Annotated in this window: 16 protein-coding genes; 3 read left to right on the forward strand and 13 right to left on the reverse strand. The window is 55.4% G+C overall.

The window, feature by feature from the left end; genetic code table 11:
- Positions 1–5: 5 nt before the first annotated feature.
- The 9 genes from wcaF to RS584_RS13985 form a co-directional block, all read right to left on the reverse strand.
- A complete protein-coding gene (gene wcaF / locus RS584_RS13945; RefSeq protein WP_015572376.1) occupies positions 6–560 on the reverse strand; it encodes a colanic acid biosynthesis acetyltransferase WcaF in 555 nt (184 codons plus the stop codon).
- Between the two features lie 16 nt (positions 561–576).
- Entirely contained in the window at positions 577–1,323 is a 747-nt protein-coding gene (gene wcaE / locus RS584_RS13950; protein ID WP_003863510.1) for a colanic acid biosynthesis glycosyltransferase WcaE, read from the reverse strand.
- Positions 1,324–1,339: 16 nt separating this feature from the next.
- Entirely contained in the window at positions 1,340–2,560 is a 1,221-nt protein-coding gene (wcaD, locus tag RS584_RS13955; RefSeq protein ID WP_015572375.1) for a colanic acid polymerase WcaD, read from the reverse strand.
- On the reverse strand, positions 2,535–3,752 hold the full coding sequence (gene wcaC, locus RS584_RS13960; RefSeq protein WP_045328792.1) for a colanic acid biosynthesis glycosyltransferase WcaC: 1,218 nt from the start codon (positions 3,750–3,752) through the stop codon (positions 2,535–2,537). Before wcaC ends, wcaD begins: the two co-directional genes overlap by 26 nt.
- Positions 3,749–4,240 carry a colanic acid biosynthesis acetyltransferase WcaB gene (gene wcaB / locus RS584_RS13965; RefSeq protein WP_003863505.1) on the reverse strand — a complete coding sequence of 164 codons (492 nt, stop codon included), beginning with the start codon at positions 4,238–4,240 and terminating at the stop codon, positions 3,749–3,751. The genes wcaC and wcaB overlap by 4 nt, the downstream gene beginning before the upstream one ends.
- Entirely contained in the window at positions 4,240–5,082 is an 843-nt protein-coding gene (wcaA, locus tag RS584_RS13970) for a colanic acid biosynthesis glycosyltransferase WcaA (protein WP_017383272.1), read from the reverse strand. The genes wcaB and wcaA overlap by 1 nt, the downstream gene beginning before the upstream one ends.
- Before the next feature lie 110 nt (positions 5,083–5,192).
- Positions 5,193–7,355 carry a tyrosine-protein kinase Wzc gene (wzc, locus tag RS584_RS13975; RefSeq protein ID WP_015572374.1) on the reverse strand — a complete coding sequence of 721 codons (2,163 nt, stop codon included), beginning with the start codon at positions 7,353–7,355 and terminating at the stop codon, positions 5,193–5,195.
- A 2-nt stretch (positions 7,356–7,357) separates the two neighbouring features.
- Positions 7,358–7,801 carry a low molecular weight protein-tyrosine-phosphatase Wzb gene (wzb, locus tag RS584_RS13980; protein WP_003862078.1) on the reverse strand — a complete coding sequence of 148 codons (444 nt, stop codon included), beginning with the start codon at positions 7,799–7,801 and terminating at the stop codon, positions 7,358–7,360.
- A 6-nt stretch (positions 7,802–7,807) separates the two neighbouring features.
- The gene (locus RS584_RS13985; RefSeq protein WP_003862079.1) at positions 7,808–8,944 is read right to left on the reverse strand and encodes a polysaccharide export protein; all 1,137 of its coding nucleotides are present in this window, start codon (positions 8,942–8,944) and stop codon (positions 7,808–7,810) included.
- A gap of 693 nt (positions 8,945–9,637) precedes the next feature.
- Between RS584_RS13985 and RS584_RS13990 the strand changes: the two genes are divergently transcribed.
- Complete coding sequence (locus tag RS584_RS13990) at positions 9,638–11,221, forward strand: TerC family protein (protein ID WP_015572372.1); 1,584 nt, start codon at positions 9,638–9,640, stop codon at positions 11,219–11,221.
- A 90-nt stretch (positions 11,222–11,311) separates the two neighbouring features.
- Here the strand turns inward: RS584_RS13990 and asmA are convergent, their stop codons facing one another.
- The 3 genes from asmA to udk all read right to left on the reverse strand — a co-directional run bounded on the left by asmA (position 11,312) and on the right by udk (position 14,500).
- Positions 11,312–13,162, reverse strand: coding sequence for an outer membrane assembly protein AsmA (gene asmA, locus RS584_RS13995; protein ID WP_315748061.1), 1,851 nt, complete (start codon positions 13,160–13,162; stop codon positions 11,312–11,314).
- Positions 13,163–13,185: 23 nt separating this feature from the next.
- Complete coding sequence (dcd, locus tag RS584_RS14000; RefSeq protein WP_006811250.1) at positions 13,186–13,767, reverse strand: dCTP deaminase; 582 nt, start codon at positions 13,765–13,767, stop codon at positions 13,186–13,188.
- Positions 13,768–13,858: 91 nt separating this feature from the next.
- The gene (gene udk / locus RS584_RS14005) at positions 13,859–14,500 is read right to left on the reverse strand and encodes a uridine kinase (RefSeq protein WP_000130320.1); all 642 of its coding nucleotides are present in this window, start codon (positions 14,498–14,500) and stop codon (positions 13,859–13,861) included.
- 342 nt (positions 14,501–14,842) lie between these two features.
- On the opposite strand from udk, the gene RS584_RS14010 reads away from it, so the two are divergent.
- Positions 14,843–18,172, forward strand: a complete 3,330-nt coding sequence (locus RS584_RS14010) for a diguanylate cyclase (protein WP_315748062.1) — start codon at positions 14,843–14,845, stop codon at positions 18,170–18,172.
- Here RS584_RS14010 and alkA read toward each other — a convergent pair.
- Positions 18,137–19,009 (reverse strand): DNA-3-methyladenine glycosylase 2, encoded by an 873-nt coding sequence (gene alkA / locus RS584_RS14015; RefSeq protein ID WP_315748063.1) that lies wholly within the window; start codon positions 19,007–19,009, stop codon positions 18,137–18,139. The two genes, RS584_RS14010 and alkA, sit on opposite strands and share 36 nt — an antisense overlap.
- A gap of 130 nt (positions 19,010–19,139) precedes the next feature.
- On the opposite strand from alkA, the gene yegD reads away from it, so the two are divergent.
- A complete protein-coding gene (gene yegD, locus RS584_RS14020; protein WP_315748064.1) occupies positions 19,140–20,492 on the forward strand; it encodes a molecular chaperone in 1,353 nt (450 codons plus the stop codon).
- Positions 20,493–20,652: the final 160 nt, after the last annotated feature.

A 20,652-nucleotide genomic window follows, 5' to 3' on the forward strand; every position in this document is an offset into this window, starting at 1 on the left:
ACTTATCAAAGTTTTTCAGTTTCAACGCGTTCGCGTATCACCACTGCGGGGTTGCCACGGCAAATTTTATTTGCCGGAAGCGATTTAAAAACGCTGCTGCGGGCACCGACTACCGTGCCATCGCCAACAGAAACACCGGGTGCAACAAAGACGTCTGTTGCCAGCCAGCATTTTTCACCGATCACAACAGGCGAAGCGGTAATATCAAAATGCGGGCTCATAAAATCGTGGCTGCCGGTGCACAAATAACACTTCTGTGAAACCACCGAATTTGCGCCAATCGTAATCTCGCCAAGGGTATATAACACCGCGTCATCCCCAACCCAGGCGTAATCCCCAAGCGTTAATTTCCAGGGATAAGTAATTTTCACCGAAGGTCGAATGACTACGTTTTTTCCTATTTTTGCGCCAAACAGACGCAGTAAAAATGCGCGCCAGCGGTACAGTATTTGCGGCGACCAGGCAAATAACGTTGCCTGTACAGCCCACCACAGTTGAACTTTAATACCGCTCCCGCCCCGAAAACCTTTCGGCACGGAGAATCCATTTAATTCCTGCATTACGTTTCCTTATATCTCAGGCTTTGTTATATAAGGCTTTCGCTTTACCCGTCGTTTTCAGACGTAAGAAATAAGATAATTCCGCCCAGAACCCCGGCACGCGTAATATTTTACGCTGCACGTTTTTGGCATCCTGGCACAGTTCCAGATTATTCGAGGTTGACACGCCACCCATTGAAAATTCAGATACCAGTCCTTTAATTCGACGGAACGGGTAGCCAGATTTATACAGGCTGGCGGCCAGGGCATAATCTGATGACACTTTATAGCGCAAATCGTAAGGCTGTTTTTTCAGGCCGCTCATTGGGAAGAAAATAGCCTGATGGCTGGCCGGGAGGCTGTGGTAGATATACCAGCCTGGTTTCGCGCCGCGCAGCACTTTTTTCCCCTCGCCGAAATCAAGCAGCGCATCACCGATAAACATGGCATCTTCTTTCTGGCGCGCCAGCTGACGGGCAAACAGCGCCACATCTTCATGGAACACATCGCCGGAATTGAGGAAGATCGCGTAACGCCCCTGCGCCATGTTGATGCCTTTATTCATGGCATCGTAAATACCTTTATCTTTCTCGCTGATGTAACGTAAGTTGAACTCACCGTTGAGTTTTTCCAGGAACTCCGCCGTGCCGTCGTTCGAGCCGCCATCGACCACGATCCACTCAAAAGTGAGGCTCGGATCGCGCGCCAGGTTGCGCAGCGAGCGCCAGGTTTTTACCACCCCTTCGTAGTTACGAAAGGCGACAGTAATGACGCTAAGAAACATAAATCACCTCATTTCGTCATACGCTCGTAATATTCAGCGCTTTGCGCAAAATAAACGGACATACAATTAAGAATGCATATTCCGGGCTAAATATTGACCCGGTAAAAAACAACGACACCGGTGTGAACAGATAAAGTTGCACGCGAAAGTTCTGGTTATCACCAAACGCGTTAATCATCATTTTGAAAACTTTAAACAGATACCACAGTGTCAACAGTACGGCGAACCAGGAAAAATAGATAATTAACAGATACAGACCATTGTCTATGGTTTTACCGACATCCGCACCGTTAAAGATTCCGAATGATGCAACATATTCGTAAAGTGAGCCGAATCTTACTACGCCATCAATATGGGTTAAGGAATAACCCACCATCACCAGTGGACCAATGATGCGATAATAGGACGACGAACCTTCCGTTCCCAAATCACCCAGACGTTCAGAAATGTACGGAAACGCAAATATTACGCCCACTAAAAATACCGTCAGAGAGATTATCGCCAGCGGCAGTTTTTTCTTAATCGCCTCTTTGTTCAGGTACTGGAACGCCCACTCCAGCAGGTAAAACAGAATAAACGTCATTACCCCGGAGAACGACCCTGACAGAACGATTCCTGCAAGAATCATAGCATCGGTCTTGGGGGTTTTGATACCGAACTGTTTGATGCTGAGCCAAATTGAGATTAATGCCAGAGCAAAAAACGCCGGTTCAAAATAGAGCGCGGTTGTACGCTTGCCACCAAACTTAATGAAGTTCAGTACATAGCTGTTACTGTATATAAGATATTTCGAAATTATTTCCATCAGGCTACTGCCGCCTGTGAGAATAATTTGCGCCATCTCCATTGCCGCAAGCACAACAATCAGCCCGACGACAATATAAAAGAACCTGAGGATTTTCCTATAATTGTGCGGAGAAATAGTTTTAAAGCGAATACTCCACACCATGCCAATAATGATAACGATATAAACAAACAGCATGGTGGAGGTGACATATTTGCTGGCGTCCAGCGACTGACCAAAGATGTAGTTAAACGCCGTCAGACCAAACCCGATGCCCAGTGAAATCATCAGCTTTTTGAGGTTAAGCTTGTCAACGTAAAGCAACAGCAGAACCGGCAGGAAGGTGACGATAGTGATCGGGAAGCTTTCACCGAGCTGGGCAATCTTAACGTTGACCAGCAGGTAGATCAGCGGCAGCAGCAGATAACTACAGATTCTGATAGAACGAGACATACTCCTCCAGCATCTGTTGTCCACTGTACGCTTTACGGCTGCGGTTGCGGAACGATTCCAGGTCAGTGCCAAAAACAGCCTGCGCGATATCGGCCTTCGACAACTGCACCAGCGGCAGCACCTCATTTTCACTAAAGGTTTTACCGCCCGATTTCTCCAGCACCTCACGCGCGGCGTCGCTGTGGGTGGCAATCACCGGTACGCCGATGGAGAGCGCTTCGCACAGGATCAGCGGGTAGTTGTCCACGCGGGAGCTGAACACCAGCGCGTCCATACCGTTCAGCGCGCTCATCAGTTTGCGCTTGTCGGTTTCAAACCCGTGGTTCACCACGTTAGCGCCTTCGAACGGCGAGAATTTGCCAAAGGTATGCAGTTCAATTTTGTCGCCGAGCGCCATCATGTCGCGCACCAGCTGCTGGTTGGTTTTGCCGTCGTAGCGCAGGTCATGGGCGACGACCGCAATTTTCGGCTTACCGGGGGTAACGGCTACGGGCGTCAGTTCGGCCAGGATCGCTTCCGTTGCCACATCAATACCGTTGTTGATGATCTGGCAGCGCCCTGCTCCGTACAGGCTATTAAAAGCGTCCGCCACGTGCTGGCTTGGGGAGATAAAGGTGCAGCCGAGCGAGAGCATATCGCGGAACAGCTGACGCTTACCCTCAACCAGCTGATGCGCGCGATCGACCTTCACCGGCGGGTAGTTGCTGAGCGTAGGGCATTTCTGGCAGTTATCTTTCCAGCCTTCGCAGCCGTCGGTAAAGGCGCAACGTCCGGTCACGCTCCAGTGGTCGTGCAGCGTCCAGACAAATCGGGTATCCGGCTTGTGCGCCTTCACCTTGCCACAAAACGCCACCACCTCTTCCAGATTCAGCCAGTAGCTGTGCAGCACGTGGAAGTGCAGCACAACCGGGCCGCGAGTGCGGGTGACGGTGCGGTAGAGATTATTCAGGTTGCCGAACAGGTCGCGGTTAAACAGGCGGAACAGCGCAATATTGGCGATGGAGGTCAGACGTGGCGTCTGCTTCAGCACCTGCGGATAGTTATCATGGCTGACGCTTTTCTTGCCGCCTTTACCGTAACCGTAAACAAAGCGCGACTGGAGTCCTTTTTGCAGCGCGCGCTGGTGCAGATCCAGCGCTACGCCTGCCGCCCCGCCCTCTGCGAGGCGTACGTTAAATTGCAGAATGTTCATTTAATCACCTTCACGCGGGCTTTCTCGCCCACCACCAGCGCGTTGTCCGGAATGCTGTCCAGCACCACGCTGCCTGCGCCAATCGTCACGTTATTACCCACGGTAATGTCCCCGATCATCACCACGTTGGCGCCCAACTCGACGTTATTGCCAATCACCGGGCAGGCCAGGCTGTCTGGCCCGCGGTTGCCGATTGTCACCCCGTGGCGAATGGTGAAATCATCACCCGCGACGACGAACTTGTTGATGACCACCGCATAGCCGTGATGAATGGTAAAGCGGCGGCCAATGGTGGCAGCGGCCTGAATTTCATAGCCAAAAAAGCATTCGGTGATGATGCGGTACAGCACCAGCACCGGCGCGGCCCAGATATTGTTCAGCACATTTTTTTTGCGCCACACCGAGCAAAAGTGCGCAATACGGTAGGCCAGAACCATGCAGCACGGGCGCAGGCTCCAGCTGTTAGCGCGGCAATCTTCCAGAAACATTATTTCCCCCGAAGCCCGTCAGCCAGACGCTTGCCGTTACGTACCGACAGCAGCGTCAGCAGCGTGCGCCAGTTCATGCGCTTATTACGGATCTGATACAGGGTGAAGAGCTGATACTTCCGGCTGGCACGGTCAAACTTGTCCTTGTGCTTGCGGTAAAAATGGAAGTAACCCGAGAATTTCTTCGGCGACGAGGTGATTTGCATCTCCCCGTGATTGATGTGCAGGATCTGCGTGGCCTCTTCCACCTTCCACGGCTCGCCGTACTCCACCACCATCCGCAGGAAGATGTCGTAATCCTGCGCGGCCTTCAGCTCGGTATCGAACAGGCACTCCTTAAAGCGCCATGCCCAGGTAAACACCTGATTGCCGATAATGTTGCGCTTGTAGAACAGGCGGCGGGAATACGGTGATTTCGGATACAGCGGCAGGCTGGCCGGCTGCGAATAGACCTCGCCCTGGCAAACATAGTCATTGGCATACAGAAACGCGTGGGTCACCAGCTGCGCTTTGTGCGACAGGAAGATTGACAGACGGTTTGGCGTCCATTCGTCATCGTCGTCGATACCGGTCAGATACTGCCCTTTCGCCTGCATAATCGCCTGGTTGCGCACCGCACACGCCCCGGAGTTGATGGCGTTGTGGGTGTACACCACGCGCGGGTCGTTCAGGTCTTCAACAAACTTTTGCAGTTGTTCGTAAGAGGAGGAACAGTCATCCACGATAATCAGTTCCCAGTTATCGTAATCCTGACGCAGGACCGATTTAATCGCGCGGATCGCCAGCTGCTGACGATTCCATGTCGGCATATAGATAGAAATCAAAGGGCGTTGTGTGGTCATGGTCTTCCCCTTATCCCTCACCCCGACCCTCTCCCGGAGGGAGAGGGAGAAAAGCTGCACCATGCAGTCCTCTCTCCCCCCTGGGGAGAGGGTTAGGATGAGGGGGATTATTATTTACTGTCAGACTTGTATTCGTACTCGTAGTAGCCGTAATCCTGATACCCGGTCGCGCGGCGGAAGATGGAGTTCAGAATGACCCCCTTCACCTCAATACCGTTCTGCTCAAAGCGGCTCAGGCTGGTTTCCACTTCCTTCAGGGTGTTCACCGCATAGCGTGCAACCATCAGCGTGGTGCCCGCATGACGCCCTACCACGGCAGCGTCGGTGACCGCCAGAATTGGTGGGGTATCGATCAGCACCAGGTCATAGTTTTTGCTCGCCCACTCAATCAGCTGCGTGAAGCGCTCGCTCATCAGCAGTTCAGACGGGTTCGGCGGCACCTGGCCACGCGGGATCAGGTCAAATTTCGGAATCGACGTCGGCTTGGCGCTCTCGCTGATTTCCCCTTTACCGAGCAGGATTTCCGACAGACCGTTAACGTTGTTGGTCCCCAGCAGCTCATGGGTGTAGCCCTTACGCATATCGCAGTCGATCAACAGCACGCGCTTGTTGGTCTGGCTCACCACCGCCGCCAGGTTGGCGCAGACGAAGGTTTTACCGATTGACGGGCTGACACCGGTCATCATCAGGACGTTGTTTTTGGCCTGCATCATGGCGAAGTGGAGGCTGGTACGCAGGCTGCGCACCGCTTCAATCGCCAGGTCAGTCGGGTTACCCACGGCCAGCAGCTGGCTCTGTTTGTAACGCTTGACGCCCTTAACGGTTTTGACGCTGTCACGGGACTTCTGCCACTCTGAAAGCGGGATGCTGGCGTACACGCTGATCCCGTTCTCTTCCAGCACCTGCGGGCTTTCGATACCGCGGTTGAACAGCGAGCGCAGCAGCACGCCGACAATGGAAAGCATCAGGCCGAGAATAATGCTGCCGAGGATAATCAGCGCTTTCTTCGGCTTCAGCACGCCCGGCTGGGTAATCGCCGGGTCAACGATACGCACGTCGCCGACGGTGCTGGCTTCGGTGATTTTCAGCTCCTGCTGTTTGTTCAGCAGCTGCATGTAAACCTGCTGGCCGGATTCCACATCACGCGTCAGGCGTACAATTTCCTGCTGCGTCTTCGGCATCGCGGTCACGCGGTCATTCAGCTTCGCCTTCTCTTCTTCCAGGGTACGACGTTTCTCCAGCAGCGTGCGGTACGCCGGGTGACGTTTGGTATAGAGCTTGGAAATCTCCGCCTCTTTGAAGGTCAGCTCGTTCAGCTGCGCATCAATATTCACCATGGAGTCGAGAACCGATTTCGCCTCCAGCGGCAGATCGACGGAATCCTTGTCCTGACGGTACGCGTTCAGCTTGTTCTCAGCGTCATCCAGACGGGCGCGCACCTCCGGCAGCTGTTTACTGAGAAACGCCAGGCTTTTTGCGGCTTCCGCTGACTTACGCTCAACGTTCTGCTCCAGATAGTTGCGGGTGATGCTATTGAGGATGTCGCGAATTTGATCCTTGTCTTCACCGGTGAAGGTCATGCTCAGGACGCCGGTGTCCTTGCCGTTTTCGGTGACGGTCAGGTTGTTTTGCAGGTTGTTGATCATCCCGAGCGTCGAGAATTTGGTGACCGTAAACTCCCCGCCCTCATGCGCCTGAATTGCGCTGACCTTGATGCTGACGCCCTCTTTGGTCAGCATCTGCCCCACCTCGCCGCGTGCGCTGAAGCCCGCGTCGCTGGTCAGCTGATACTGTTTTGGTCCCAGCACTGTCAGGGTAAAGGTTTGGTCCCCTGCCCCTTTTGGGATCACGAAGTCGGTCACTTTTACCGTATCGTTACTGCGCCCCATCAGGCGATCCCAGCCTGCGCCAAATACCGGGAAGGTGTTTTTGGTGACCGCGATATCCAGCCCCAGATCGTGAACCGTTTTGCCCAGTACCAGGCGCGACTGGATCAGCTGAATTTCGGCTTCCGATGCCGGCGGCTTGTTGGCCAGCGCCGAGCCGATATCCTGAACCAGCGAGTTTCCGGTATTTTGTTCGATCTGCACCAGCGCGTCGGCGCTGTAAATAGGCGTCGCGAACAGCGTATAAACGATCGCCGCCACGGCAAAGATGGCGGTAATACCCAGCACCCACCATTTCGCTTCAATAACGGTCCCTACCAGGCGACCGATATCGATTTCATCACTGCCCGACGTCGGGGCGGCAGAAGGTCTTGTTTTTTCTGTCATTGTTATCCCTGCTGAGCTTTCAGTGCCTGCGCCCACTGACGGGCAGACTGGTCTAGTAAGGTGTATACCGCCTCAAAGGCCTCGCGGCTCTTGCGATACGGATCGGGAATTTCGCGCTCACCATCCCAGTGACCAAACAGCATCACCTTGCCGCGCATCTCCGGTGCGATATCGCACAGCGCGTGAATGTGGCGTTTTTCCATCGCGAGGATCAGGTCATATTCCCGGCACATCCGGCCAGAGACCTGACGGGCAACGTGCCCGTCGAGTGAGAGGTTATGCTCAAGGGCAACGCTTGCGGCACGTTCGTCGGCACCTTTTCCGACCAGCGCGCCCAGCCCTGCGGAGTCGACCGTTAACGCAGGCTGGTAATTTTTCAACAGCCTTTCAGCCGTGGGGGAACGGCAAATGTTCCCCACGCACACCACCAGAATTTTGTTAAACATCGCGGCTTACCAGTTATGAACGTCGCTCGCCGTATCCGTCATGTAGCGAACGCCACTGATGGTAGGCAGCAACTGGTTGATCAGACGGTTCCAGCGGGCAACCGGCGCGGTGGTGACATAGACCACATCGTACGGCTGGAGACGGAACGACGTTGCCATGACCAGGGACGTCGCGTCGGACATATCCAGCTGGTAGATGTTGGCAATCTTGCCCTTCGCGTTTTCGCCTTTGATAGGACGGATCACGAAGATACCGCTGGCGTTGGAGGCGGTCAGATCGATGCCTTCCGCATTGCCCAGCGCTTCGGTCAGGGTCATACCGCTGAAGTCCATCTTGAGGGTGCTCTGTTTCTTCACTTCACCCATCACGAACACTTTCAGATCGTCGTTGCGCGGCACGTACAGAATATCGCCCGGATAAAGGAGGCGGTTCTGGGTCAGGTCACCGTTTTGCATCAGCGCCTGAAGCGAAATGCGCTGCTCTTTGCCGTTGTGGGTCAGCACCACGTTGCGCCAGTCAGCGCCGTCGGTTAAGCCGCCTGCGGCATTGATCGCATCGAGAACGGTGAGCGGGACGTTAGTGATCGCCTGCTGGCCGGATTTATTGACCTGGCCAGAGATATAGGCTTTCTGGGATCGGAACGCGGCGATATTAACGTCCACCTGCGGGTCAGCAATGTACTGCGCCAGGCGGCCGGTAATATCACTACGGATCTCAGCAAGCGTTTTGCCCGCGACGTGCACTTTGCCAATGTAGGGATAGAACATGGTGCCATCGGACTGTACCCAGTTACCGGTGTCGCTTGAGCTGCGGTACTGGCCCGCAGGCGTGGTCAGCTCCGGGTGATCCCAGACGGTCACGTTAATGACGTCACCCGGACCCACGCGATACTGGTAAGAGGCAATTTCCTGGTCCAGAGACATATTTGGCTGAGCAACATTTGGACGTGGGCGTAATTGTTCTACCAGACGTGGGGTTAATGGATACACATTCACCATTTTGTCGAGATCAAAATCAGCATCCTGCTGTTTAATCACATCCTTGCCCATTGTCGACATATTGCTGCCGGGAAAGACCGTGCAACCACTCATCAAGGTCACAGACACCAATAATGGCATCAATTTCATTTTGGATTTCATCATTGATTATTTATCACTTTGGCAGAGTAATTATCCTGTGCAATTAAAATAAGCGCGGGTCGTGGTGACAATCAGAATGTAGTTAATCATTTAGCAATATAACTGGCATCAGTCCTAAAAAAAGCTTATTCATCCATTGGCTATTGACAGAATAATTGAGGCTGATTCACACGCTTTCAGGCACGCTACCGCCCTTGGCTTTCAGTTACCAATCCACTGACTAAACAATGCGTTATGGTTAGACACCCTCTTGGATAAGGCCTTTTGCGAAATATATCAAACGCCTCACAGGGGCGATTGATAATGTATAACCTTCACCAAAGACCGAAACAAAAATAGCAACAAGGAGATTTAACATTTGATGCTGGAAGAATTGTTGCAGCTAACCTAATAGCAGGCAAGGAGACAACCGTCCTAATATTCGTTTTTAAGATTAATATTAAGAGCAAAGTTTTAAGGTTTTCGGATTTTCTTTATATTGACAAAATAGATCGCCGGACCATTTATTGCGATATATCCTAAATATCGTTTTATGTAATTAAATCTTCGCAATTAACTTATTTACACCGCCCGGCAAATGGGGTTTACCTGAGTGTAGCATTAAGAGAAATCTCACCCCGGCATTGCAATTTCCGTCGGCTTTATCCATGATCGAAGTGTGACATTAGTCATATAACAGAAGGTATTGCATTTACTATGGAATGGATTGCCGATCCATCAATCTGGGCCGGGCTGGTGACGCTGGTCGTCATCGAATTAGTGCTCGGCATTGATAACCTGGTGTTTATCGCCATCCTTGCCGATAAATTACCCCCTTCACAACGCGACCGCGCCCGGGTGACGGGTCTTCTGCTCGCCATGGTGATGCGTCTGCTGTTACTGGCCTCAATCTCCTGGCTGGTGACGCTGACCAAACCCTTATTCAGCGTGCAGGGTCTGAGCTTTAGCGCCCGCGACCTGATCATGCTTTTCGGCGGATTGTTCCTGCTGTTCAAAGCCACGGTTGAGCTTAATGAGCGGCTGGAAGGAAAAGACAGTGAAAACCCCACCCAGCGACGCGGTGCAAAATTCTGGCCAGTGGTCGCTCAGATAGTGGTGCTGGATGCCGTCTTTTCTCTCGACTCCGTGATCACGGCCGTCGGGATGGTTGACCATCTGGCGGTGATGATGGCCGCGGTGATCATTGCCATCACCCTGATGGTGCTCGCCAGTAAAGCCCTGACGCGCTTCGTGAACAGTCACCCGACTATCGTCATCCTCTGTCTGAGCTTCCTGCTGATGATTGGCTTTAGCCTGGTCGCGGATGGTTTTGGCTTCCATATCCCGAAAGGGTATTTGTACGCCGCCATTGGTTTCTCAGTGCTGATTGAGTTTCTCAACCAGCTGGCCATTTTCAACCGTCGCCGTTTTCTCTCCGCGAACCAGACATTACGACAGCGCACCGCAGATACGGTGATGCGCCTGCTGAGCGGCAAAAAAGAGGATGCCGAGCTGGATGCTGAATCCGCGGCGATGCTTGCCGACCACAGCGACGGGCAGATCTTCAACCCGCAGGAACGCCGGATGATAGAGCGCGTGCTTAACCTCAACCAGCGCTCGGTGAGCAGTATTATGACCTCCCGCCATGACATTGAGCATATTGACCTGACGGCGCCGGAAGAGCAGATCCGCGCCCTGCTGGATAAAAACCAGCACACCCGGGTGGTTGTCACCGGCGGTGAAGAGGAAGAAGAGCTGCTGGGCGTGGTACACGTGATTGACCTCCTGCAACAGCAGCTTCACGGCGAGCCGCTCAACCTGCGGGCGCTGGTGCGCCAGCCGCTGGTCTTCCCGGAAGCGCTACCGCTGCTCTCCGCGCTGGAGCAGTTCCGCAACGCGCGTACCCACTTCGCGTTTGTCGTTGATGAGTTTGGTTCTGTGGAAGGGCTGGTAACGCTCAGCGACGTGATGGAAACCATCGCCGGTAATCTGCCTAATGAGGTGGATGAGATCGATGCGCGTCACGATATTCAGAAAAACGCCGACGGCAGCTGGACCGCCAACGGCCATATGCCGCTCGAAGATCTGGTGCAGTTCGTTCCGCTTCCGCTGGATGAGAAGCGCGAATACCACACCATCGCCGGTTTGCTGATGGAATATCTGCAACGTATTCCGCAGCCGGGCGAAGAGGTCCAGGTGGGGGATTACATGATCAAAACCTTGCAGGTTGAGAGCCATCGCGTGCAGAAGGTGCAGCTGATACCGCTGCGCGGTGAAGATGAGATGGATTTTGAGGTGTAAAAAAGCCGGGTGGCGCTTCGCTTACCCGGCCTACGGTGTCTGGCTTTTATAGGCCGGGTAAGACAAAGCCGCCACCCGGCACAACAGGCATCACAGCTTATCGAGCAGCTTTTTCACATCCTTACCTGACTGAGACTCTTTATTGCGGTCCGCCCAGTCATTCAGCCGACGTTTCGCTTCATCCTGAAGATGTTTACGCAGGATCTGATCGACCTGCAAACTGTAATTCAGCGCCTGCCATTTTCCGTATACGCGCAGCGGTATCGGCGTCTCTTTCAGGAACTCCACAAGCTGGCCTTCGCCTTCCCAGCCAGCCTTCACGCGGACGTTGAAGCGGGTGTCTGCCGTCTCTTTCACCAGATCCAGCGCGCCGGTTCCGGTCAGCGCCAGCAGTGACGAAGTCCCCTGCATGTCGTCCAGCGAGAGCTGACCGTTGTCGAGGGCAAGCTCGCTGGTAAAGCTGTCCAGACGGGTTGCGCTGTCGTAGTTTTCATTCGCTTTCACGCTGCTGCTGCGCTCTACCGCCTGCTGCACCAGCTGCTGGAAGTTCAGCCCTTCCATGCGCGAATCTTTCAGCTCAACGTGCGCCTGCCCCTGCCAGCTACGACGGAAGGCGTCCGCATCAATCTTCGTACCAGAGAAATCCCCTGCCAGCGACAGCTGCCCCGTGAGGGCAATCGGGTAATTAAAGGCTTTCAGGATGGTGCCAATCTCAACGTTTTCCAGACGCGGCTGGAACGCAGCGCTGGCAACGTCTTTGCGTACATCCAGCGAGCCCGGCAGGGAGAGGTTCCCTGCTCCCATTTTTCCGCTGAGCTCGGAGATGACCAGCAGGCCGTTGTGGTTGAACATCTGGCTGCTGACGTCAGTAAAATCAATCCCACGCCAGCGCACGCTGTTCGCTTTCAGCAGAATGTCGGCGGTAAATCCGCGCAGGCCGTTGTAGTCAGGCTGATCGAGATTTGAGGAGATCACCGGACGCGACTGCGTGACCTGGCTTTGCCCCACCTGCGTGGCTCCCTCATCGGTCGCGTTCACCGGTTGGGGCGGAAGCAGGTTCTCGAGGTTCAGCTTGTCGAATTGCAGATCCAGCACCCACTTAGGTTTCTCATCAAGCGTGACGCTCGCCTGCCCCTTCAGGGCACTGTCGTTGGCCTGGAGGTTGAGCGCGTTCAGTTCGAGCTGTTTGCGCTCTTCATGCCACACCGCCTGCATCGTGCCCTGGCCGGCAATCCCCTTCGCGGGTAAATCCGCGCCGGTCAGCTGCCAGTTAAGCTGCTGAACGTCCGCCGTCAGCTGGTGCGGATAATCAGAGGCGTTCACGTTCGCGTTCATCGACAGGTTGAGATCGCGCTGATTGCGGTTGATCCGCCCGGAGAACTCCATGGTGGCGTGATGGTTGGCGTCCTGCTCCATCCTGAGGTTGATATTGCGTACGGTGATCTGTTCGTCATCTTCATGCTGGAAAACCAGCACGCTGTCAGCAACTTTCAGATTACCAATATCGAACGACCAGCCGGTGTCAGACGGGACGTCAGGCAAGGTGTTTTCACGCGGTGCGACCGGAGCATCCGCCTGACGAACGGCTTCGGTTTGCGGCGTAAGCTGAATCACCGCCCCTTTCAGCATCACCTGTTCAACCTGGAGCTGATGGGATAAGAGCGGGATGAGCGCGACATCAAGACGCATGTTATCCGCCGTGACCAGCGGCTGCGCGGCACCCGGCGCGGTGAGGGACATACGTCCGGAGAGAATGCTGAGCTGAGGCCAGACGTGCCAGCGCAGCGGCCCGTCCAGCTTGAGTTCATACCCGCTGCGCGCTTCCACCTGCCGCACCATGTAGGCCCGGAAGTCATTCGGGTTAACCAGCAGCACCAACGCTGAAAGGCCAGCCACCAGCACCACCAGCAAAATCATCAGCGTTGTCAGAACTCTTCTCATGGCTTCCTCAGTGAACTCACAGATCAGTCTTTATCGATACGACTGGCAACCGCACCCTGCTGGTCGCGATATTTTGCGTCCTGACGGCGGTTATAAGGACGGTCTGCCGGGCCGGTCAGCGGTTCAAAGCTCAACGCACCAATCATCATTCCCGGACGAAGCGCCAGCGGCAGTTTACCGGCGTTAAAGAACTCCAGCACGATACGGCCAGACCAGCCCGGATCGATACGGTGCGCGGTGACGTGCACCATCAGGCCCAGACGCGCCAGGGAAGAGCGTCCGTCAAGCCAGCCGACCAGGTCCGCAGGCAGCGTGACCGATTCAAAGGTCACCGCCAGCGCCAGTTCGCCAGGATGGAGATAAAACGCCTCTCCTTCTTCGATGACGATTTCGTCGCTCATGACGCGATCCAGCGCCGCACTGACTTCGTCTTTCGGCCCGCTGAGGTCTATAAACGGTGCCGTGTGGCCGCTGAAGGTGCGGAATTTATTCCCCAGACGCACATCGACGGTCACGCCGTTAATACGCTCAACCGGCGGACGCGGGGTGATAGACAGGCGGCCTTCATCCAGCCAGGCTTCTATATCGCGGTCACAAAGACGCATGGCACTTTCTCCTTTCGTGCATCGCGCCCTGAAGCCTTACGGCGTCAGGGCAAAACCAGGTTATCTCTGAACGGTACACAATTCACACGGCTTATTCAAAAAACTGACTGATTTTCGCTTTTAAGATATCAATGGCAATACGGTTTTTACCGCCGCGAGGCACGATAATATCGGCGTATTGTTTCGAAGGCTCAATAAATTGCAGGAACATCGGGCGAACGGTTTTCTGATATTGCGCCATCACGGAGTCCATGGAGCGGCCGCGTTCGTTAACGTCGCGTTTAATACGCCGCATCAGGCAGATATCCAGCGGAGTGTCGACGAAAATCGAGAAGTTCATAGATTCGCGCAAACGGGCGTCGGTGAGCAGCAAAATCCCTTCAAGGATAATCACCTTCTTGGGCTCGATACGGATCGTTTCCTGGGTGCGGGTATGTTCCACGTAGCTGTAGACGGGCAGCTCAATCGCCTCGCCGCGCTTCAGCGCTTCCAGATGCTGGAACAGCAGGCTGTGATCCATCGCACTGGGGTGGTCGTAGTTGGTTTTTACGCGCTCTTCCATCGAAAGATGGGATTGATCTTTGTAATAGCTATCTTCGGGAATCACACCGATATGCTCATCACCCACTTGTTCACGCAGTTCGCGATAAAGCGTACTGGCAATAAGACTTTTACCTGAAGCCGATGCGCCGGCGATGCCTATGATGACGCACTGATGAGACTTATCAGTCATAAATTTAGCGACCTGATTAACCTGGATGTAAGGAAGGACGACGCCGGAGCGTCAAACGCGGCAATTATAGGGATTTCGGGGGCGTGATACCAGTCGAATGCGCAGGTTATGCGAGGCGGGCTGAAAAGCGCCGTTTCACGCCTTTAGCGAAATTTTTACGCGCGGTTTTTCGCCATTTCATCACCCTTCTTCGCAGAGTAACTATTTTATAAGTCTATGAAGTCAAAATCTGACCACTCAGCATATGAATTGTAAAATGTTTGTACTAGCATAAACCAAATTATTAATTTCACGCGTCCGGACCTGGCTCCTGACAACATGGCGTCCCTGGATAGAGCGGTAATGAATAAACAATACCAGCGGGTTTTGGTTACTACCCCACATCCTTTACTGCGGCTTGTCTTTCTGGGTCTGGTCACGTTCATCTTCACCTTATTTTCCCTCGAGCTGACTCGCTTCGGTACGCTGCTGGCGCCACTATGGTTCCCGACTTCAATTATGATGGTGGCGTTTTACCGCCATGCGGGAAAAATGTGGCCCGGCATTGCGCTCGCCTGCTCCTTTGGCAATATTTTTGCCTCGTGGATGCTCTTCTCATGGGCATCGATCAACATCACCTACACGGCGATCAATATCATTGAGGCCACGGTTGGCGCGCTGTTACTGCGTAAGCTGCTCCCCTGGTATAATCCGCTGCAAAACCTCAACGACTGGGTCCGGCTTGCCCTCGGCAGTGCCCTGGTGCCGCCGCTGGTGGGGGGCGTTCTGGTTCATTTTCTGGTGCCGAGCGCGGAGCCGCTGCGTAATTTCCTTGTCTGGGTACTTTCAGAAGCCATTGGCGCACTGGCGCTGGTGCCGTTAGGTCTGCTGTTTAAGCCGCATTACCTGCTGCGCCACCGCAACCCGAAACTGCTGCTGGAAACGCTGGTGACCCTGGTCGTCACGCTGGTTCTTAGCTGGACGGCAATCACCTGGCTGCCGTGGCCATTCACCTGCATTATCGTTCTGCTGATGTGGAGCGCGGTCCGTCTGCCGCGTATGGAAGCGTTCCTGATATTTTTATTCACCATCATGATGGTGTCCCTGATGATGGCGCGAAATCCGCTCTCCATGACGCCCTCCAGCATGATCGTCACCTTCAACGCGCCGTGGCTCCCCTTCCTGATGATGCTGCTCCCCGCCAACATTATGACGATGGTGATGTATGCCTTCAGGGCCGAGCGTAAACATATTACGGAAAGCGAAGAACGTTTTCGCAATGCGATGGAGTATTCCGCGATTGGTATGGCGCTGGTGGGCATTGAGGGCCAGTGGCTCCAGGCCAACAAGGCGCTGTGCAATTTCCTCGGTTACAGCCAGTCTGAGCTTCAGTCGCTCACGTTCCAGCAGTTAACCTGGCCGGAAGATTTAAATACCGATCTGGAGCAGCTGCAACAGCTGATTCACGGCGAGATCAACACCTACACCCTCGAAAAACGCTACTACACCCGCAGCGGCGAGGTGGTGTGGGCGCTGCTGGCCGTCTCCGTTGTGCGCCATGCCGACGGCACGCCGCTCTACTTTATTGCCCAGATTGAAGACATCAACGATCTGAAACAGACCGAGTGGGTGAATAAGCGTCTGATGGAGCGTATCACTCTCGCTAACGAAGCCGGCGGAATCGGGATTTGGGAGTGGGATCTCGAGCCGGACGTGATCAGCTGGGATAAACGAATGTTTGAACTGTACGAGATCCCCCCGCACATCAAACCCACCTGGCAGCTCTGGCATGCGGCCATGGTGCCTGAAGATCGTACGCACGCCGAACAGGTCCTGCGTGAGTCACTCCAGGCCAGGGTACCTTTCAAGCTGGAATTTCGCATTCGCGTCAAGGATGGCATTCGCCACATTCGTTCGCTGGCGAACCGGGTGCTGAACAAACAGGGCGAAGTGGAGCGGCTGTTAGGGATCAACATGGATATGACCGAGGTGAAGCAGCTGAACGAGGCGCTGTTCCAGGAAAAAGAGCGCCTGCATATCACCCTCGACTCCATCGGCGAAGCGGTGCTGTGTACCGACATCGACATGAACATCACCTTTATGAACCCGGTCGCCGAGAAGATGAGCGGCTGGTCGCAAAGCGAAGCGCTGGGTCAGCCCATTCTGAAGGTGCTACACATTACCTTCGGCGAGAACGGTCCGTTAATGGAAAACATCCACAGCGGCGATATGTCCCGTACCGATATCGAACAGGATGTGGTGCTTAACTGCCGCAATGGCGGCAGTTTCGACATTCATTACAGCATAACCCCCCTCAGCACTCTGGAAGGACACACCATCGGCTCGGTGCTGGTGATTCAGGACGTCACCGAGTCGCGCAAAATGCTGCGCCAGCTGAGCTACAGCGCTTCCCATGACGCCCTTACCCACCTGGCGAACCGCGTCAGCTTTGAAAACCATCTTAAGCGCCTGTTGCAGACGGTACAGGAGACTCATCAGCGTCACGCGCTGGTCTTTATCGATCTTGACCGTTTTAAGGCGGTGAACGATACGGCAGGCCACGCGGCGGGCGACGCTCTCCTGCGCGAACTCTCTTCGCTGATGCTGACCATGCTGCGCTCCAGCGACGTGCTGGCGCGTCTGGGCGGCGACGAGTTTGGCCTGCTGCTGCCGGACTGCAACGTCGAAAGCGCACGCTATATTGCGGGCCGGTTGATCGACGCCATCAACAACTATCATTTTTCCTGGGAAGGACGCCTGCACCGCATTGGCGCCAGCGCGGGGATTACGCTGATTGACGACACCAATTATCAGGCTGCGGAAGTGATGTCGCAGGCCGATATCGCCTGCTACGCCTCGAAAAACAGCGGGCGCGGCGTGGTCACCGTCTACGAACCCCAGCAGGAGCGGATCCACAGCACGCGCAGCATGATGTCGCTGGATGAGCAGTGGCACATGATTAAAGATAACCATCTGCTGATGATCGCCCGCAGCGTCGCCTCGCCGCGCATTCCCGAGAGCAGCAGCTTCTGGCTGATTTCCTTGCGGCTGTGGACCAGCCAGGGAGAAGTGCTGGAAGAGCATGCCTTCCGCGCCGGGCTGGCGGAGCCGGAGCTGCTGCACGCCCTGGACCGACGTATATTCAGCGAATTTTTCCGTACCTATGCCGCACAGGTGGCGGCCAAAGGAATGGGCGTCGCGCTGCCGCTCTCAGAAGCGGGTTTAGCCAGCGTCACGCTGGTGGATGAGCTACTCGACCTGATCACCAGAGGTCCGCTGCCGGCGCGGCTGCTGCATCTGGCGATCGCCGTTGATGTGCTGAGCAATACGGATGAAAACGTGCAGCAGGGTCTGCAAAAGCTTCGTCAGGCCGGCTGTCGCGTGGTGCTAACCCGGGTCGGACGCGATATGAACGTCTTCAGCCAGCTCAGCGCCAACACCGCTGATTATCTGCTGCTGGATACAGACATGGTGACCAACGTCCACGGCAATCTGATGGATGAGATGATGGTGACAATCATTCAGGGCCACGCCCAGCGTCTGGGCATAAAAACCATTGCCGGGCCATGCCATCAGTCGATCATGATGGATACGCTGTCGGGCATCGGCGTTGATTTTATTTACGGCGACACCATCGGGGAAGCGCAGCCGCTCGATCTACTGCTGAATACCAGCTATTTCGCCATCAACTGACGGCGACCAGCCGTCGGTGTACCAGATATGTAACAGCGCATACGAGCGCCACGGCTGCCAGCGTTCGGCATAGCGACGGATCTGCGCGGGCGTCATACCGGCAAAGCGCTGTTTAATCAGATAGTCATCCGGCAGGAAAACATCCTTCGCCTGCCAGCCGCGCAGGGCCAGATAATTCGCGGTCCAGCGCCCGATGCCGGGGCGCTGCTGTAGCGCCTTCATCCCGGCCTCAACGTTCGCAGGCGGGAACAGCGGGAATTCACCGTCCACCACCGACTGCGCCAGATGAATCAACGACTCCGCACGCCTGAGCGGCATCCCGAGGGCTTTCAACGCCAGCGGATCTGCCGCGGCCAGCACCTCTGGCGGAGGAAAGCAGAGATAGCCCGGCGCATCCTCAATGGGTTCACCGCACAGCGCCACCACCCGTGACGCCAGTTTTGCCGCCATCGCCACGCTCACCAGTTGCCCGAGAATGGCGCGCACGCCCTGCTCGTATGCATCCATCGCGCCGGGCAAACGTAAGCCCGGCCGCGCCGCGCCGAGCTCGCCGAGAGTCTGCGCAATGTGCAGCGGGTCGCAATCGAGGTCAAACAGGCGGGAGATGCGGTCGAGGCAGATATCCGCCACCGTGCTCAGGCCAGGGCTGAGCGACACCGCCAGCGTAGGGGTTGCGCTGTCTGGCGTAACCCGGAAAACGCCCTGGTGCCCGGCATAGCCAAAACTGCGCTCGTAGTAATCCTCCGTAACGGTCTCAACCCCCGTGACCGCACGCGCGGCAAGAAAGCCAAACATCCACGACCAGTCGTAGGGCGGTTGCCAGTTCAGAGTGTACATCGTCTCTCCTTTTGTATTTACCTCAGCATAAACCGAAAGATCGCGTTGCGCCTTGCTTTCATATTCCTGTTGTCGCCTGGCAGACATTTCGCTAAAGTCTCGCCCCTTCTCACCGGCATGGGGATTTATTGTGTTTATTGGATTCGACTACGGCACCGCAAACTGCTCGGTTGCGATAATGCAAAACGGACAACCGCAGCTCCTGAAAATGGAAAACGGCAGTACGCTGTTGCCGTCAATGCTTTGTGCGCCCACGCGTGAAGCGGTGAGCGAGTGGCTGTTCCGCCACCATCAGGTTCCGGCCACGGCGGCGGAGACCCAGGCGCTGCTGCGCCGTGCGGTCAGCTTTAACCGCGAGGAAGATATCGACGTTACCCCGTCCAGCGTGCAGTTCGGCCTCTCTTCCCTCGGGCAGTACATTGAAGACCCGGAAGAGGTCTACTTCGTTAAATCGCCGAAATCCTTCCTCGGCGCCAGCGGCCTGAAGCCGCAGCAGGTGGCGATGTTTGAAGACCTGGTCTGCGCGATGATGCTGCACATCCGCAATCAGGCGCAGTCCCAGGTGCCGGATGCCATCACCCAGGCGGTGATTGGCCGTCCGATTAACTTTCAGGGGCTGGGCGGCGACGAAGCCAACCAGCAGGCGCAGGGGATCCTTGAGCGTGCAGCGCACCGGGCAGGCTTCCGTGACGTGGTGTTCCAGTATGAGCCGGTTGCGGCGGGGCTGGATTTTGAAGCCACGCTGACGGAAGAGAAACGGGTGCTGGTGGTGGACATCGGCGGCGGTACGACGGACTGTTCATTACTGCTGATGGGTCCCCAGTGGCATCACCGTCGCGATCGTGAAAATAGTCTGCTGGGGCACAGCGGCTGCCGCGTGGGCGGTAACGATCTTGATATTGCCCTGGCCTTCAAGAGCCTGATGCCGCTGCTCGGCATGGGCGGTCAAACCGAGAAAGGCATCGCCCTGCCGATCCTGCCGTGGTGGAACGCGATTGCCATCAACGACGTCCCTGCCCAGAGTGATTTTTACAGCACCGCGAATGGCCGTTTCCTCAACGATCTGGTGCGTGATGCGCAGGATGCAGAGAAGGTCGCACTTCTGTATAAGGTGTGGCGTCAGCGCCTGAGCTACCGCGTGGTGCGCACCGCCGAAGAGAGCAAAATTGCCCTTTCCGATCGTCCAGAGCATGCGGTTTCGCTGCCGTTTATCAGTGACGATCTGGCTACGGCTATCACTCAGGAAGGGCTGGAAATTGCGCTGACTCAGCCGCTTCAGCGTATTCTGGAGCAGGTGCAACTGGCGCTTGAGAACGGCAACGTGAAGCCGGACGTAATTTACCTGACTGGCGGTAGCGCCCGTTCGCCGCTGATCAAGAAAGCGCTGGCGGAACAGCTGCCGGGGATCCCGATTGCCGGCGGCGATGACTTTGGCTCCGTTACGGCAGGGCTGGCGCGCTGGGCGCAGGTGGTGTTTAGCTAGCATTGGTGCGGTCTGGTGCCCTCACCCCGGCCCTCTCCCACGGGGAGAGGGTGAAAACCGCTGCGCCACACTCAGACAATTCCCGACAGTCTTCCATATTTCCTCCATTTTTCCGCTGTGTTAGCTGACTAAACTAGTATCATTCCCCGAAAGAGTTTCA

Origin of the sequence: Enterobacter sp. DTU_2021_1002640_1_SI_PRY_ASU_LCPMC_013, assembly GCF_032389435.1 — a bacterium.
GTDB classification, from domain to species: Bacteria; Pseudomonadota; Gammaproteobacteria; order Enterobacterales; family Enterobacteriaceae; genus Enterobacter; species Enterobacter hormaechei_C.